The following is a 16,121-nucleotide window of genomic DNA, read 5'->3' as shown; positions in this document are numbered from 1 at the left end:
CATCCGCGGAGCCGCTCGCCGAAGCACAGTGAGGGTCAACTGTCTGGTCCCTCAACCAGAAGCACCCGGAAATAGACGAACGCCTCACCAGTCGCGCTAGTCCAGGGAGAGGAGAGCTCAGGCCAGCAAGGCAGAAATAGCTATCGAGCCAGAGCTCCCCTAAGGCACCAGACGGCGCAAGGGCATGAGCCACCTACAAAGCACCAAGAGTCTTCGCGAAGGCGTATCTGAGCCGAGGGCGCATAGTTGGCGATAGGTTCGAGATACGAGGGAGGAGGCAGTATGCCGTGCAGCCTCTTCGTCAGGGCACGAACAGGCACCTGGTAGCCTCCCACCTCTAGAACACGAGGCGGGATTGCTCGCCCCCGGGGACAAAGTGGGCTCCCTTCGACGATCGACAGGCCGACAGCTGATCGCCGTCATGCAGTCCTTAAAGCGTGTGCCCTCGCCTCCAGACGATCTCACGGCACCCATTTACCCCCCAATGCCGCGATAGCAGGTGGTCGCGTCATGGTCCGCGCGGTAGATTAATCTATCATTTTCTGCTGCCCTTTTCCTCGCCAGCTATATCGGAGTTGCGAGCAGTGAGAGGCGAACGCCTACCTGTTCTCCAACAAAACTGGTCCGGCCCGGCATCGGAAGATTCACCGGAAAGCCCAGCGTTCTTGCGGCTCGCGCTACCCTTGAACCACAGCTTGTCCAGTGAAGGATACCTACCCCTATGCATACCCCTGTTATCGCCTATACGACCGATTACCTCCCCTCTATTGGCATGGTGACGACGCGCCGGACTCACGTCCGCAGGATGCCTGAATGGAGCCGCGCTGAGCCGTTCGAAAAGCTCGCCGAGGCCTACTCCGGCATCCAGCAGCAGGGAGGCCTGGTGTTCACTCTCCGGCTGCACCCTGACGCTCACACGTCGGTATGTGGAGCTAAGGACCCGGCTCGCGTTATGAGCCGTCGGATCCAGCGTGCTTTCAGGGATGCCGGCCTCCGGGTGCCCTACCTTGCTTACTCTCTGGAGGTGACGCCGGACGAACGCAACGAGCTGCACCTGCACGGCGCGATCCTTCTGGGCGAACTCGACCGCAAGCTGGTGAAGAAGATCCTCCGGGAAGCCGCCGGCTTCATTCCCGGAAGGAGCGGTTCACGCCAGGTGCAGATCAAGCAGTTCAATATGGACGCCGGCGGGCCGCGTGGCTGGGCCTACTACCCGAAGAAGGCTGCGACGCGCACCAAGCGGGTCATTGACCACAACCGGGTAACCTACATCCCGGCTAGCCTCAACCGGCTTTGCCGGGTGCACTGGGAGCAGCGCCGTCGTCAGCGTGTCCGGTATTGCCGGGCCTAGACCGACGCGTTCTTGAGCAACCACGCCTCGACAGCAGAGACGACGACGGGGGATCTTATCCGGGTTCCCCGCGTCACGGCTGTCATAACAGACTGATCAAGGCGTCTAATGCCAAGCTCGTCTGCTAGGTCTCTAGGCGCGAGCTTTCGTCGATCCAGGACCTCTTTGACGCGCCGGCGGGCCCAACTCAGCATCGTGCCGTCAGCATCGAACGCCGCGCCACTTGCCGGCACCAATGCAAGGCCAGCGGGGGGTGGCGCTGGCGGGGAAGCCAGACTCGCCCACCGAAGGAAATCGGCCCGCTCCTGTGGGGTCGCCTTGGTCCAAGCGTTCTTAAGCTCGTGGAGGCGCGTGCGGGTGCCCCCCAGGCCGGCGAGCTTCCGGGCTTCAGGCACTGAGAGCTTGCCTGCCAGGATGTCGGCGTAGAGGCCCTTGTGCTTGTCTCTCAGCTTCTTCAGGTAATAGTCGTTATCATGCCTTTGCCTCGGCATCCTCAGCCCCTGACGCTTAGCGACATGACCACACCGTCGTGATCGCTGACCTCGAGGCCACCGATGTGGCTCGCGACGCCACCGGTGGAGTGAGCGCTCTCACCTTCCTGGATCCGGCGATGTGGCAGGTAGTGGTGGCGTCGCCGAACCGGTGAACGAGCCGAAGTGCGCACCGGGGTGTGCAGGCAGTCGCGCTGCCGTTGGGGTGAAAAATGCCATTTCGGTTCGCCCTTGAGGATCTCGCCGATCGCCTTGGCGCGAGCCGTCCATTCAGCTTCGCCCGCATCGTTCGCCGGCATGCATCGGGCACCCATCAATGTAAGCCCTACCAGCTCGTTCTGAGCGGAAGTTCTCTGGATCATGTTGAGGCAGCTGGACAGTGAAAGGTTCTCTACCACCACGGTGTCACGTAGTTCCGCACCCTGATAGACGAAAGCTATGAGGACGTAGAGCGGAATCATGTGCGGCTTCATGGGGCGGCAGGTCACGGATCAGCCGCGCGGGCTCGATCCAGAAGGTTCCGGTATCTTGTCGGCGGCGACGGTGCCGTCAAGCCTGTGTTGCGGTGGCTATTCCCCCAGCCGTGGCGCGCCCGCCGGCAGCAGGCTGTCGAAATACTCGCGCGTCTCGACGGGTGACCACAGCCCGTTGACGCAATCACCCTTCCAGACGATGCGGGTCTGCTGACCGGGAGGCTTGCTCTTGTCGCGGCAGTCCTCAGTGAGCCCGTTCATCTCCGCCTTCTGCTGGAAGTAAAAGTGCAAGTCCGAGGCAACGCTCAGGGCGGCGCCGAAGCGCTCGGCGCGCTGGAACTGGTAGTAGGCCGTGCCGGCAAGCCCAACGATAAGGCACATCACCGCGAACAGCGCGAACTTCTTGACCATCAGTCCACGCTCTATTAGCGCACCGAGGCCCCGAAAGGCGTGGGGCTCATCCTCGCTTAGCTGCACTCGGATCTCGCTTTCGCTCATAGCAGCTTCACTGGGCGGTGAACGAGAAGTCGCCGCGGTCGGTGCGGATCAAAATGGCGATCACAGTCGAATTGCCAGAGCCACAAAGCGTCCGATTTGCATTGATGCCGATGTCCTCGCCCGGTCTAAGCGTCACCGGCCCGACCTCCAGCTCCGCCTTAATGACACTGTCGGCGCCGAAATTAGCCTTGAGATAGGCGGTTTCTGCGTCCAGATCGCCCAGAACGGTGAGCGGGAGGGTTCCCAGCTTCCAGGTCACCGCCGTGAGCTCGCAGTCGTCGCGGTAGTTGAGCTGACCGCTGCTGACGACGAGCGATTCCGTGCCGGTGTTCCGCGCCACTAGACCCTCTCCGGTCTTGCCTGGACCAATGCTGACCTGAGCCTCAGCCAGCACGGGAGGGGCGACCAGGACGGCCGCCAGGAACAAGGCACGACGAAGCATATGGAACCTCCAAACCAATGGCGCGACCATAGCGACATAGAAGGATAGGGGAAAGGGAGCTGGGGTTGAACGGGCAGCTCCGATCGCAGTTGCGATACAGCTGGTTTCGATTAGTCTGCCCGGCATTGAGGGGCGATAGTGATTTCATATTCTTTGCTGCAGGGGCATTACCTTGCACACCACCTGACCTTGGCCGGTTCCGGCGATGAGTCTCTGACCCGATCGCTCGCTGCGGCGCGCGTCGACATGAACCCGCACCAAGTAGACGCCTCGCTGTTCGCGCTCCGCTCGCCGCTGTCGAAGGGCGTGCTTCTGGCGGACGAAGTGGGACTGGGCAAGACCATCGAGGCCGGCCTCGTCATCGCGCAGCGCTGGGCAGAGCAGCGGCGGCGGATCCTGTTGATCGTGCCGGCGTCCCTGCGGAAGCAATGGCAGCAGGAACTGGCGGAGAAGTTCAGCCTCGAGAGCACGATCGTCGAGGCGTCGACATACAAAGTGTGGAAGGCGAAGGGGCACGCCAGGCCGTTCTCCGCGATGCGCGGCGTCGTGATCAGTAGCTATGAGTTTGCGGCCCGGAAGGCCGACGAGATAAGGCAGATCGCATGGGACTTGGTGGTGATCGACGAAGCTCACCGACTGCGCAACGTCTACAAGAAGGGAGGGTCCGCAAGAGCTAAAGAGCTAAAGGCAGCTCTGGACGGTCGCTTCAAGGTGTTGCTGACCGCAACGCCGCTGCAAAACTCGCTGATGGAGCTCTACGGCATCGTCTCAGTGATCGACGACGACCATTTCGGCGGTGAGGACTCCTTCCGGACGCTCTATGCCGGAACCCGATCCAACATAGCTTCCCTCGAGGCCCTGCGTGACCGACTGGTGCCGATCTGCCACCGCACCCTGCGCAAGCAGGTGCAGCAGGCTGGCCACATCAACTTCACCAAGCGCCACGCCCAGACCTTCAGTTTCGAGCCCGCCCAGGATGAGGTGCAGCTCTACAACAGCGTCTCCGCCTTCCTGAAGCGCAAGGACTCGGTCGCATACGGCAACAAGCCGAACCAGCTGGTCCACCTACAGGTAATGAAGATCCTAGGTTCTTCGACGTTCGCAGTGGGTAAGTATCTGGAAAAGCTTATCGAGCGGCTGGAGCATAGGCAGCGCGCTGGCACGGACGTTACCGACGACCTGGACGCCTTTGACGAGCTCCTCGACGAGGCCGACGAGAGCTTGGATGACGACGATGAACCGATCGATCCGGAGAAGCTGCGCCTCGAGATCCTGGAGCTTCAACAGTATCTGAAACTGGCTCGGTCCATCGGCAGCAACGCCAAGGGGGAGCTACTGGTCAGCAAGCTCCCCGCAGTCCTAGACCAGATTGTCGACCGCGGTGGTGCGCGCAAGGCCGTGATCTTTACCGAGAGCGTGCGCACGCAGACCTACCTCAACGAGCTGCTCGTTAGGAATGGCTACGGCGGCCAGACAGTGCTGTTGAACGGGTCCAACTCTGATGCCCTTAGCAAACAGGTATATGAGGAGTGGAAGGCACGCCACCCGGACAGGGCTGAGCGCTCGGGCTCGAAGAGCGCTGACATGAAGGCAGCCGTCGTCGAAGCCTTCAAGAGTTCGGACAAGACGATCCTCATCGCCACAGAAAGCGGCGCGGAGGGCATCAACCTGCAGTTCTGCTCCCTGGTCATCAATTTCGATCTCCCGTGGAACCCGCAGCGCATTGAGCAGCGCATCGGCCGCTGCCACCGCTACGGGCAGAAGATCGACGTCGTTGTCGTCAACATGCTCAACCTCAAGAACCAGGCCGAGCAGCGCATCTACGAGCTGCTATCGCAGAAGTTCCAGCTCTTCGAGGGCGTCTTCGGCTCTAGCGACGAAGTGCTCGGCACCATCGAGCGCGGTATCGACTTCGAGCGCACCGTGCTCGACATACTGCAGCGCTGCCGAACGGACGAGGACATCAAGCGCGAGTTCGATGAGCTAACCGAGAGCCTCAAGGGCAAGATCGACGACGATATCAAGTCGACGCGTGCCAAGGTGCTTGAGAACCTCGACCAGGATGTGGTTGCGCGCCTCAAGGATCGTCAGGGAAGCGTGCAGCAGGCGATCGGGGACTATACGCGCCGGCTGCTGCTGGCGACCCGTGCTGAGCTTCCTGAGGCGGTTTTCGATAAGTCGGACGACGTCCGCTTCAAGTATCACGGCAAGACCTACACCACGCTCTGGCCGGACGCCGATGACCAGGGCTGGGAGTTCTTTCGGCTCGCTGACGGCAATCTCGCGACACAGGTGCTTGAAGCCGCCCGGGAGCGCGACCATAGAGGTGCCGCCGTGTCGCTGACGCTGTCGCCGGCGCTCTACCCGTTCCCAGGCCAGCTCGCCGACGTGGCGAACCTCAAGGGGCAGTCGGGCTGGCTGCAGGCCTCGCGGGTGACCGTGACCCGCAACGGCGCGCCCAAGGACGCGATCCTCGTCTCATGCCTCAACGACAACGGCACCATGATCGAGCCCGCCACAGCTGACCGCATGCTGTTGGTGCCAGCGGTGGCCCAGAGCGTCGTCAGCCTGCCCAAGGACCGAAGCAGTCTCGGCATCGTCGAGGAGGAGCACCTCGAGGAATTCGTCCGCCAGATCAATCAGGAGAACGCGCGCTGGCTCGACGAAGAGGAAGCGCGCCTCGACAACTACGCCAAGGACGTGGAAGTCGAACTCGACGCCCAGATCGTCACGATCGAGGACGAGATCAAAGAGATGCAGCGTCAGCGGCGCTCCCCCGAGCTTGGTATGGAGGAGAAGCTAAAGCTCGGTCGGGAGATCAAGCGGCGCGAGGGCGACATGGACGATCTCAAGCTCAGTAAGTTCGAGAAGCGAAAGGCAATCCGCCGCCAGGTCGGCGACATGATGGACGAGATCGCGGAGAGCCTCCGCGCCCGTCCTGTGACCTCGCACTTGTTCACGATGCGCTGGTCGGTCACGTGAGATGCCCTCGAACAGTGCGATCCGCGTCTATCACTCCGGCTTGCTGCCGTTCGAGGTGGACGTCTACCTCGACACCTATGATGGCCCGGGCTGGGTCAGACGTGTGCTGCGCGGCCGAAGCGGCTGGCTGCGGGTATCTAGGGCCGCGATGAACACGCCGATGAGCGACTGGACGGAGACGCTTGTGGCTGCGATCACCGATGATGGCGTCTGCTTCGGCCCATTTGCCTCTTCGGCCTTCCTCGACATGCGCAGCTCCAACCCGAGAGAGGCGCTGGACGATCCCGATGAGGATCTTGACGGCGCCATGGAGATGCGCGTCTGGGACTTCCTCGGCACCTGCGACCTGCGGCATCTCCGCATGTTGTCAGAGGCCGAGGACGAGATCACTACCCGCGTGGCTCTTGAGCAGGCAAGGGGCGAACGCGTGCTCGCCGACGCTGATGCCCACATCGCGGCAATGCGAAGGGAACGGCGCGACCTGCAATCGTCGCCCGAACGGCGGACCCAGCTTGCCGACAGCATCACGTTCTTCGAGGATAAGCAGTCGGCAGCAGCGGCCTGGTTGGTGCGCCGCTTGGCATCCATGCGCGAGGAGCGCGTGCAGTTTGAGGCCGATGTCTTCGAGGCTCTGGAGAACCACGGCGAGGTCGAGGAGCTGTTCACTGTCCGCTGGGTCGCGCGGACTGCCTACGACCGTGTCTATTCGCGGGCCGAGGGCAACTTCCTGATGGGCGGTCTCCGCAGACCGGTTCGAAACCGCGACGCCGAGCGCCTGCTGCGGGAGCGGCGCCAGCCGGACGAGGAGAGCGAGGATGATCGCAAGGTCCGGATCGAGGGCGACCGGGAGCGCCGCCGCGCCAAGTGGGATGCATTGCGTAGTGCCCGAGCGGTTACATTGGCAAAGGGCGAAGCGGATCGACGGGCCGCGGAGGAGAAAAAGGATATCGCGGCATCGGTCGCGGCACAGCGCGAACGAGATCGGCTCATGCCTGCTAGTCCGCCCCCGCTTAAACTGCCACCTCCAACACCCGCATTGCTGGTAGACGGGAGACTCGAAGAGAACAGGCAGCGCCTGCGAACCGCCGCGCAGCAGGAAAGCGCGAAGCGGCGTGACCAGCAGCGGCTTCGGGAGGAAGCAGTAGACGCACTGCTCGACCAATACCCGACGGTAAGGCTGTTGGATGCACGCCTAGAAAGTATCCCTTCGCTCGGCAGCGAGAACCGGCGTTTGGCACGACTCATCCGACACGCTATTCGGCGGTTGAGCGGCCAAGCGGGGGCAGCGGATCCACACGAGCTTGCGTCCGCCGGCGAACAAGAAGGTGACGCATGACGAAGCGGCAGAAGCTCGAACTGACCTGGATCGGCAAGGACGACCGTCCGCGACTCGAGCCGCGCATCCTGATCGAGGATCCGGCGCTGTCGCATCACGCAGCGACCCGCCACGACGGCGACATCTTCAACAACATGCTGATCCAGGGCGACAACCTGCTGGCGCTCAAGGCGCTGGAGGCGGACTACGCCGGAAAAGTGAAGTGCGTGTTCATCGACCCGCCCTACAACACCGGTTCGGCCTTCGAGCACTATGACGATGGGCTGGAACACTCATTGTGGCTGACGATGATGCGGGATCGGCTGGAGCATCTGTGGCGCCTACTCGACGCCGCCGGGTCCATTTGGATCGTCATCGACGACAATGAAGCCCATTACCTAAAAGTTTTGTGCGACGGATTATTTGGTCGTGATTGTTTTGTTGGCTCCGCAGTATGGGAAAACTTCTACGGGCGGAGTAATGCTGCAGCGATATCGCCATCTCACAACTACGTTCTTGTATACGCACCTCTAGGGAACGATTGGAAGAGCGTAAGAAACTTGCTGCCGCGTGATGAGAAGGCGGCATCTAAATACAAAAACCCGGACAATGACCCTAGAGGTCCCTGGCGGTTGGGGCCAATATTTGCACCAGAGGAGCGGCACGAAGGGCTGATGTATCCAGTCAAGACGCCCTCCGGCAGAGAGATTCGACCGCCGAAAGGCAGTCATTGGCGAATGGTGGAGTCGGATTTCTGGAAGATGGTTTCCGATGGTCGTGTCGTGTTTGGTGGATCGGGCGACAATGCGCCAGCAGTCAAACTATTCCTGAAGGAAGTGCAGGACGGAATGGTGCCTAGGAGTTGGTGGCCGCATGGGGAGGTGGGTCACAGCCAGGAGGCCAAACGCGAGATTCAAGCGTTATTTGAGGGGCAAACCCCTTTTGCAACACCCAAGCCAGAAAGGCTTGTCGAACGGGTAATTCAGATTGCCTCAAACCCCGGCGACCTCGTCCTCGACTCGTTTGCAGGCTCCGGCACCACTGGCGCGGTCGCCCACAAGATGGGCCGGCGTTGGATCATGGTCGAGCTCGGGGAGCACGCGAAGACCCACATCGTCCCGCGCCTCAACAAGGTGATCGATGGCGCCGATCCCGGCGGCGTCACCGAAGCGGCCGGCTGGCAAGGTGGCGGCGGCTATCGCTTCTTCCGTCTCGCTCCCTCGCTGCTCAGCGAGGACAAATACGGCAACTGGGTCATCAGCAAGGACTACAACCCGGCGATGCTGGCGGAGGCTCTCTGCAGGCACATGGGCTACACCTATGCACCCAGCCAGAGTGCCGAGAACTACTGGCAGCACGGCCAGTCGACCGAGACCGACTTCATCTACGTCACCACCCAGCAGCTGACCCACGACGCCTGCAAGAAGATCGCCGACGATGTCGGGCCCGACCGCTCGCTTCTCATCTGCTGCAAGGCCTACAGCGCCAACCCCGACGCTTTCGACCACCTGACCCTCGTCAAGATCCCCACTGCCATCCTCAAGAAATGCGAGTGGGGCCGCGACGACTACTCCCTCGCCATCCAGGACCTCCCAGAGGCGGAGGATTCCGACGAGCCCCAGGAACGGCCAAAGGCCGGCGGCTCCCGCCCAGCAGCCTCGCTCCCCCTGTTCGATGACGGGGAGAACGACCAATGAGCGAGGAGCTACGTCACCTCCGTCAGATTTCGCAGCGCCTCTCGTTGCGCGCTCCTCAGGAGCAGTCGCTCGAAATCCTTTCCAACCTCATCCAGGCTGTGAAGTTCGACAAGAGCCTGGATCCACTGGTGGCGCTCGCCGAGGTCCAGAAGCTCTACCCGAGCGTCGAGGACTTTGTTCACGGCTTTCCCTCGCTTTGCTTCGCCATCGCCACCGGCGTCGGCAAGACCCGACTGATGGGCGCGTTCATCGCCTTCTTGTTCCTGACCGGCAGGTCGAAGAACTTCTTCGTCCTGGCGCCCAACACCACAATCTACGACAAGCTGGTCGCGGACTTCTCGAGGCAGACCTCGCCGAAATACGTGTTCCGTGGCATCTCGCAGTTCGCGCAGACGCCCCCGATCATTGTCACCGGCGACACCTGGGAGGAAGGGCGCGGCGTCCGAGGTTCGGATCTCTTCGGCAACGAGGCGATCATCAACATCTTCAACGTCGACAAGATCAACAAGGATAAAGGGCGCATCCGCACGCTCCGCGAGACCATTGGCGAGAGCTATTTTGATTATCTCGCCGGCCTTCCCGACCTGGTGCTGCTGATGGACGAGGCGCACCGCTACCGCGGATCCGCCGGCATGAAGGCGATCAGCGAGCTGAAGCCGATCCTGGGTCTCGAGATGACGGCCACGCCGAAGTCGGTCGGCTCAAAGTCGCAGCGGTTCGGTAACGTGATCTTCGAGTATCGGCTTGGCGATGCGATGAAGGACGGCTTCGTCAAGGAGCCCGCCGTCGCCACACGGGCGAACTTCCGGCGCCAGGACTTCGACCAAGACCAGCTCGAGCAGATCATGCTCGAGGACGCCGTGCACTACCACGAACAGGTGCGCACCGAGCTCGAGCTCTACGCGCGGCAGACGGGCCAGCAGCGCGTCCACCCATTCGTGCTCGTCGTCGCTCAGGACACCGCACACGCAGGTCGGATCAAGCAGGTGGTCCAGGGCGACGGCTTCTTCAACGGTGCCTACAAGGACCTCGTCGTCGAGGTCCACTCCAAGCTCAGCGGCGAGGAAAGCGACGACGCCGTCGCCCGTCTCGTCGGCCTCGAGACCGATGCAAAGACGGAGATCGTCATCCACGTAAACAAGCTGAAGGAAGGCTGGGACGTCACCAACCTCTTCACCATCGTTCCGCTCCGGGCCTCGGCCTCGGACATCCTGACCGAGCAGACTCTGGGGCGCGGCCTTCGGCTTCCGTATGGAGCTCGCACCGGCGTCGAGATTGTCGACACGCTGACCGTCATCGCGCACGACCGGTTCGACGCCGTGATCCAGCAAGCGCGAGCGGCCGACTCGATCATGCAGGTCAAGCAGCTCATCATCGGGCCCGGTGGCGATGTTCCGGAGATCGGCAGCAGGGTGATCGAGGTGCGTCCTGTCTTCGACACGCAGCTGACAGGCCGGCAGTCGGGGATGCACGACGGCGACGCGCAGGAGCCGTTCATCCTCGATCAGCCAGAGGCGCAGAAGACCGCCGGGGTGGTGCTGGACTTCATCGCACGGAAATATGAGCGGCAGCTTAGCCAGGCCGCCGACCTGAGATTGCCGGAGGTGCGCCAGCGCATCGCCGACGACGTGCGGCGTGCGATGGAGCCCGCGCAGGGCACCCTCGATGGCGTGATGGTCGAGGTCGATGTCGACAAGGTGGTAGCCGCAGTCACGGACAGCCTCGTGCAGAACACCATCGAGATACCCGAGATCGTGGTCCTGCCCAGTCGTGATGTGACGTTCTGGTTCGAGCCGTTCGACCTCTCAAACCTCGATCACATCAGGTTCCAGCCGATCTCGGACACGATCCTCATCAGGAACCTCCGACTCGATACGCAGCGCGAACTCGCCAAGGCCGTATCGGGAGTGCGGGAGAGCCAGCTCGAGAACTATATTATCCGGCATCTGATCGAGAACCCTCAGATCGACTACGATACTCAGGCCGATCTGCTCTACAGGCTCGCCGGTCAGATGCTCGACCACTTGCGAACCTACCTGACGACAGAGGACGACGTCGAAAACGTGGCCCTGGTGCGCGGACGCCAGCTGGCTGACGTGATCCTCGACCAGATGCGGCAGCACTACCATGAGACCCCGGCGGACTACCGTGCCAAGGTCGTTCGCGCGTTTCGCACACTGCAGCCGTTCGCCGTGGCAGCCGCCTCGAATGCGAAGGTCCTTGACCTCAACACCGCGGCGAGCCCGCTGTCCGAGACCCGCCGCCACCTGTTCGGCAGCTCGAGGAAGAGCCCGTTCAACCTCCACCGCTTCCACTCCGACCCGGAGCGGCGCTTCGCGGCGCGGATCGACTCGGAGTTCGAGAAGGACGTTCTCCGGTGGCTCAAGCCCAGCCCAGGGCAGTTCAGCATCGAGTATCAGTCCGGGAAGTCCTATGAGCCCGACTTCGTCGTCGAGACCTCAAGCGAGAAGCTCATCGTCGAGGTCAAGTCGGACACCGAGATGGCCGATCCGATCGTCCGCGACAAAGCTCGGGCTGCCTCGGAGTGGGTCAGACACGCCAACGGGCTGTCGATCGAAGGCATCGGCAAACCCTGGGCCTACCTATTGGTGCCCGACAGCGCGCTCAACGGGAGCACGACCCTCGCTGGGCTGCGCGGGACCTATGGCAGAACCTAGGACGCCGAAGATCAACCGAAGCCTCGCTTACTTACGGGCACATACATCATGAAGAAACCCATTTCCGTGACCACCCTGACCGACTTCGGCCGGGTCCGCCTGTCCAGGACGTTTTTCATGCGCGACTTCCTGTTTTCGGATATCGCGTCGGTCCACGGCTACAACAACGTGCCGGACGACCCCGATCTCGCCATCGCAGCGGGGAGGAAGCTCTGCGAGGAGCTGCTTGAGCCAATCCAAGACCGCTTCGGCCGCATCGCCATCCGCTCCGCCTTCCGCTCGAAAGAGGTCAACGGCTTCGGCAACGAGATGCAGAATGCGGGCAAGGCCGGCTACACCTGCGCCTCGAACGAGAGGAACTACGCTTCCCACATCTGGGACGAGCGGGATGGCGACGGCTACATGGGCGCGACCGCCTGCATCGTCGTGCCGAGCTTCTGGGACAAGTTCCAGGTGGAGGGCGACTGGCGGAGGCTCGCATGGTGGATCCACGACCACCTGCCGCATGCAGGGCTCTACTTCTTCCCGACCTACTGGGCCTTCAACATCAGTTGGCATGAGAAACCGGTGCGCACCATCAACAGCTACGCCAAGCCTACCCGCACCCTGACCAAGCCGGGAATGGCCAACCACGAAGGATCCCACGAAGCCGAGTGGCGCGGCATCGAGGCGGCGTTCAGGTGAGGTGTCGGTGAGCGGTCTGAGGGTCTGCATCCACCGCGGCACCAAGGATATCGGCGGCACGGCCGTCGAGCTCGAGGCCGAAAGAGCGCACCGACTCCGCGATCTGCTGCCGTAGCTGCAAGGTGCCTTGCTGCTCCACGCCGTAGCCGCTGGTCATGGTCTTCTTGCTGCGGCCTGTCTCGTGGGAGAAGAGGCCGGTCGGGCGGTCGAGGAAGAGCATGCGATCCATGTGGTATATAGATACCACATGCTATACACCAACCAGAACGAAATGTGAATCCCTGTGGTCGACTATTAACCGAACGCAGCAGGTCGCCCCTTCCCAGACCAGTCGAGATTTAGGACTTCGGCTGGGTATTTTCTGACAATCCAGCGGTATAGCTGCTCGATGGAGGGAGTGCGCGCGCGAAGGGCGCGAACCTCGGCCACTTCAGCCGGACTAAGCTTCCTGCGATATCGATGATCCCGATGGCCAGACTTTCGCATCGGCCCATACTCAATGAACTCGTCAGGGATGCTCGGCTCTCGCCCGCCGTTTTGGAGGATAAACCACCCACCTCGCTTACCGGCAACGATGTGCAAGGAAAATCTTACGGTGAAGTAAGTCCGTGAATACCTTCCATCCCACGCGCCACTTTCAATTCCCTCTGCTTTTCCGCGCGTGCCAATGTCTTCCATTATCAGAAACTGTATAATGCGTTCCGCAAGTGGTCGCGATATCTCTATTCTGTTGATACGGCTATCTTCATTTGATGTGAATTCCTCGTAGCTAATAGGTCTGCAGTGCTCTCTATTGAATGTTGTAATCTTGACATATTCGCCTTTGCTTATCAGGTCGTATTCCAGATGCCTTGGCATGTATCCAGCTCTTATGGCTTCATCACCAATTTCACTTTATTGCCGCTCAACTTCTTGCGCATACGCCACCCCGTCATCGCAACATCTACGGGCCGGAGCTTACGATTTCAACCGCTTCGCCGGCGCGCATTGCGAAAGCCAATAGCAAACCGGGATAGCTTACGGACTCCACAATGTCGCGCCGCAGTTGCATCGTGCCCTGCTCCTCGACACCATAGCCGCCCGTCATCGTCTTCTTGTTCGTGCCCGTCTCGTGCCCGACAACGATGGCGATCACGTCATCAAGGAAGTGCTTTCGAGCGCGATCAATGAAGGTGTGGCGAAGGCTGTAGGTCACAATATCGCGGCCAGTCTTCACCCCGACCTTCGTGAGATAGCGGTTGAACTCGCGTGAGAACGTCGCCGCTATCTGGCCCTCCTTCGGAATCTCTACCTCGGGGAACACCTGAACCTCGCCGGCCGCGCGCTGCCGCTTGACATGATCGAGGAACCCCAGGGCGATCAGCGCCGAATGGATGGGCACCATGCGCCGGGAGCCGGCTGTTTTGGTGCGCTTGTCGCCGTCGCCTTCGTCGCTGATGTGCATGATCCAAACGCCCTGCTCCTGCCGCACGTCCTCGACATAGAGCTGCGCAACCTCTGCCGGCCGCGCGCCGCTATAGAGCATCACCCACGGTATCCAGAAGCGGTGGTCGCGCACGGCAAAGTTGCCGCGCTTGTCGACGTCGCGCCACTGCTCGCCCCTGGCGGTCGTGAACAGCGGCGAACTGAACAGCGTCTTGAGGGCGTCATCCTTGAAGGTGTCACGTGCGTTGGTCGGCTCGCCCTTCTTCGGCATCATGTCGGCAACGGGGTTGCTGGCAAGCACTCCGCGCCTCACCAGCCAGCGGCAGAAGCCGCTCAGGCTGCCCATGTAGCGCCGCACCGTCTGCCGGGTGAGGGTCGGCTTAGGGGTGTCGAGTGCCTTGTTGGCGGCGACGATCTCGACCGGCGACATCCCCTTGAAAATGCTCGTCTCGGTCGCCTTCACCGGGTAGTCAGCGAGCAGGTCTTGCCAGTCGCCCACCATCGCTTTGCTGACCTTCGAGGGGCGGGTCCGGGAGCCGGCGAAGTCGGCGAAGTGCTGAACGTCGCGCCGGGCCTGCTTCAAACTCTCAGGTCGAATGTCGTTCGGGTTCTCGCGCTCATACTTGGCGAACAGTCCCATGATCGTCTCGGTGGGCGTGCTGGTCACAGTGGCGTCGGTGCGAACGGCAGGCTCGGTGATGATCGGGTCTTTGGGGTGGCCGGTATAGTCGCCACGCTCGCGCTCGGCGTAGCGGTCAAGGTGCTCGATCTCGGCGCGCATGAGCTTGAGGCACAGGTCGCGGTAGCGGGGATCACCCTTCTGGATCGAGAAACCGTGCTTGTGGAGGAAGGCGTCCGCGTCGGGCTCAATCAGGCGGGTGTCGCCGGTGCTCAGGTCGCCGCGCAGCCTTGCAAGCCGCGCCGCCTTCCGCCTCGCGTCCCACCCTGCCCTGCTCGCGAGGATTTCTACCTCGGTCATCGAGTTGATGGAGTCGAACATGCCCGGCCCGGCCGGGTGCACAACCTTGGGCGCGAGCACTACAGCGTCGATCGCGGCCTCGATCTCGGCAGTTGTAGGACGCGCGGCACGCTGGTCATCGTCGGCCACGAGCGCGGCCGCGTAGTGGTCCCAGACGGCAGTTTGAATGTCGTCGTCCGTGAGCGTCTGGCGGCGGCGCATGTCATCGAACCGCGCGCCCCACTCATCCAATACCGGCACCAGCCGGCGCTTCGCCTCGGGCAGTTCCTTGGTGTGGAGTGAGACGCTGATCTCGGCCTTGCCCATCGCCGGCTGTAGGTCCAGCGGCACGAAGATGCGAGCGTAGTAGTTGCCGGAAGTGCCACGGCGGCGAAGGTTGGAGTTGCGCGACAAGGGAGCCTCAGACAGATCACAAGATCGGAACACCCGACCGGAACACTCCTAGATCGGAACACGTGAAATCGCAATAACTACTATGATTTATAATGCTTTTTCGACTTATGTTCTGATTTCGCTGAAACTCCAGGTTCCCCAGCCAGCCTCTCTTTCCTCAAATTGAGTGCCAACGGCCTATGGGTCGTGACGCATCCACACACTCGATGTCATCCCGGCGCAGGCCGGGACCCATCCTGAGGTGGTTCGGCTCGTGGTGGTGGAACCGAGGCATCTCAGGATGGGCCCCGGCCTTCGCCGGGGTGACGCCGTGGATGGGGATGGCTCCGGGCGAGCGAACAGGTCCGACAGCCCTGCGGCTTCGGAGTTTTCAAAGATCCTTCCCCTTTCGAGGAAGACGAAGCGGGACCGGCGAGGCGTTTGCCCCGTAGCGGTAGTCCGCAGATGAAAGAGGCTCACGCCTCGCCGGCCGGCCGGGGTTTTGGGCCTATGCCACCAGGGCCGGGGCGCATCCCCTGCCGCATCGCGGGAAACGGGGGACCTCAGTCGGCGGCCGGATCACCTGCACCGCCTTCGTTGCTCCCGCCCGGCTCATGCGTGCCAGGCTTCGTCCCTTGGGCCACTCCGCATCGAGCAACCCTCGCGTGATAGCGGCTTGACCGGCGAACCGGTCCTTGCCGTGATGGTTTCCGCCTGAACTGCAGCGACCCGCA

12 protein-coding genes are annotated in these 16,121 nt (G+C 62.0%); 6 read left to right on the top strand and 6 right to left on the bottom strand.

Going from position 1 to position 16,121, the window contains the following annotated elements; all coding sequences use genetic code 11:
• Window positions 1-721 precede the first annotated feature (721 nt).
• Entirely contained in the window at window positions 722-1,351 is a 630-nt protein-coding gene (locus AC1DWU_RS22295; protein ID WP_477152216.1) for a hypothetical protein, read from the top strand.
• Here the strand turns inward: AC1DWU_RS22295 and AC1DWU_RS22290 are convergent.
• The 4 genes from AC1DWU_RS22290 to AC1DWU_RS22275 form a co-directional block, all read right to left on the bottom strand.
• The gene (locus AC1DWU_RS22290; protein WP_477152215.1) at window positions 1,348-1,842 is read right to left on the bottom strand and encodes a hypothetical protein; all 495 of its coding nucleotides are present in this window, start codon (window positions 1,840-1,842) and stop codon (window positions 1,348-1,350) included. The two genes, AC1DWU_RS22295 and AC1DWU_RS22290, sit on opposite strands and share 4 nt — an antisense overlap.
• Before the next feature lie 2 nt (window positions 1,843-1,844).
• Window positions 1,845-2,303 carry a hypothetical protein gene (locus tag AC1DWU_RS22285; protein ID WP_477152214.1) on the bottom strand — a complete coding sequence of 153 codons (459 nt, stop codon included), beginning with the start codon at window positions 2,301-2,303 and terminating at the stop codon, window positions 1,845-1,847.
• Window positions 2,304-2,411: 108 nt separating this feature from the next.
• Window positions 2,412-2,726: a hypothetical protein gene (locus tag AC1DWU_RS22280; protein ID WP_477152213.1), complete on the bottom strand. Its 315-nt coding sequence runs from the start codon at window positions 2,724-2,726 to the stop codon at window positions 2,412-2,414.
• A 94-nt stretch (window positions 2,727-2,820) separates the two neighbouring features.
• Window positions 2,821-3,255, bottom strand: coding sequence for a hypothetical protein (locus AC1DWU_RS22275; protein WP_477152212.1), 435 nt, complete (start codon window positions 3,253-3,255; stop codon window positions 2,821-2,823).
• Window positions 3,256-3,393: 138 nt separating this feature from the next.
• Between AC1DWU_RS22275 and AC1DWU_RS22270 the strand changes: the two genes are divergently transcribed.
• From AC1DWU_RS22270 to AC1DWU_RS22250, 5 genes are read left to right on the top strand one after another with little or no spacing between them, the layout of a single operon-like run.
• Window positions 3,394-6,237: an SNF2-related protein gene (locus AC1DWU_RS22270; RefSeq protein ID WP_477152211.1), complete on the top strand. Its 2,844-nt coding sequence runs from the start codon at window positions 3,394-3,396 to the stop codon at window positions 6,235-6,237.
• Between the two features lies 1 nt (window position 6,238).
• The gene (locus AC1DWU_RS22265) at window positions 6,239-7,573 is read left to right on the top strand and encodes a hypothetical protein (protein WP_477152210.1); all 1,335 of its coding nucleotides are present in this window, start codon (window positions 6,239-6,241) and stop codon (window positions 7,571-7,573) included.
• Window positions 7,570-9,249 carry a site-specific DNA-methyltransferase gene (locus AC1DWU_RS22260; protein WP_477152209.1) on the top strand — a complete coding sequence of 560 codons (1,680 nt, stop codon included), beginning with the start codon at window positions 7,570-7,572 and terminating at the stop codon, window positions 9,247-9,249. Before AC1DWU_RS22265 ends, AC1DWU_RS22260 begins: the two co-directional genes overlap by 4 nt.
• Window positions 9,246-11,927, top strand: coding sequence for a DEAD/DEAH box helicase (locus AC1DWU_RS22255; RefSeq protein ID WP_477152208.1), 2,682 nt, complete (start codon window positions 9,246-9,248; stop codon window positions 11,925-11,927). Before AC1DWU_RS22260 ends, AC1DWU_RS22255 begins: the two co-directional genes overlap by 4 nt.
• Before the next feature lie 48 nt (window positions 11,928-11,975).
• Window positions 11,976-12,611, top strand: a complete 636-nt coding sequence (locus AC1DWU_RS22250; protein WP_477152207.1) for a hypothetical protein — start codon at window positions 11,976-11,978, stop codon at window positions 12,609-12,611.
• Here AC1DWU_RS22250 and AC1DWU_RS22245 read toward each other — a convergent pair.
• Together AC1DWU_RS22245 and AC1DWU_RS22240 are read right to left on the bottom strand one after the other, a co-directional pair.
• On the bottom strand, window positions 12,604-12,840 hold the full coding sequence (locus AC1DWU_RS22245) for a hypothetical protein (protein WP_477152206.1): 237 nt from the start codon (window positions 12,838-12,840) through the stop codon (window positions 12,604-12,606). The genes AC1DWU_RS22250 and AC1DWU_RS22245 overlap by 8 nt on opposite strands.
• A 714-nt stretch (window positions 12,841-13,554) precedes the next feature.
• Window positions 13,555-15,441, bottom strand: coding sequence for a DUF6538 domain-containing protein (locus tag AC1DWU_RS22240; protein WP_477152205.1), 1,887 nt, complete (start codon window positions 15,439-15,441; stop codon window positions 13,555-13,557).
• Window positions 15,442-16,121 lie beyond the last annotated feature (680 nt).

It is taken from the genome of Devosia sp. P2_G7 (assembly GCF_056403495.1).
The sequence above is the reverse complement of the archived record's forward strand: the minus strand, read 5'-3'. Positions and strand labels throughout refer to the sequence as shown.

What these genes read in the sequence shown, in the direction of transcription:
- AC1DWU_RS22295 (WP_477152216.1), top strand. Translation starts at nt 722, where the DNA reads ATGCATACCCCTGTTATCGCCTATACGACCGATTACCTCCCCTCTATT.
- AC1DWU_RS22290 (WP_477152215.1), bottom strand. Translation starts at nt 1,842, where the DNA reads ATGCCGAGGCAAAGGCATGATAACGACTATTACCTGAAGAAGCTGAGA.
- AC1DWU_RS22285 (WP_477152214.1), bottom strand. Translation starts at nt 2,303, where the DNA reads ATGATTCCGCTCTACGTCCTCATAGCTTTCGTCTATCAGGGTGCGGAA.
- AC1DWU_RS22280 (WP_477152213.1), bottom strand. Translation starts at nt 2,726, where the DNA reads ATGGTCAAGAAGTTCGCGCTGTTCGCGGTGATGTGCCTTATCGTTGGG.
- AC1DWU_RS22275 (WP_477152212.1), bottom strand. Translation starts at nt 3,255, where the DNA reads ATGCTTCGTCGTGCCTTGTTCCTGGCGGCCGTCCTGGTCGCCCCTCCC.
- AC1DWU_RS22265 (WP_477152210.1), top strand. Translation starts at nt 6,239, where the DNA reads ATGCCCTCGAACAGTGCGATCCGCGTCTATCACTCCGGCTTGCTGCCG.
- AC1DWU_RS22260 (WP_477152209.1), top strand. Translation starts at nt 7,570, where the DNA reads ATGACGAAGCGGCAGAAGCTCGAACTGACCTGGATCGGCAAGGACGAC.
- AC1DWU_RS22255 (WP_477152208.1), top strand. Translation starts at nt 9,246, where the DNA reads ATGAGCGAGGAGCTACGTCACCTCCGTCAGATTTCGCAGCGCCTCTCG.
- AC1DWU_RS22250 (WP_477152207.1), top strand. Translation starts at nt 11,976, where the DNA reads ATGAAGAAACCCATTTCCGTGACCACCCTGACCGACTTCGGCCGGGTC.
- AC1DWU_RS22245 (WP_477152206.1), bottom strand. Translation starts at nt 12,840, where the DNA reads ATGGATCGCATGCTCTTCCTCGACCGCCCGACCGGCCTCTTCTCCCAC.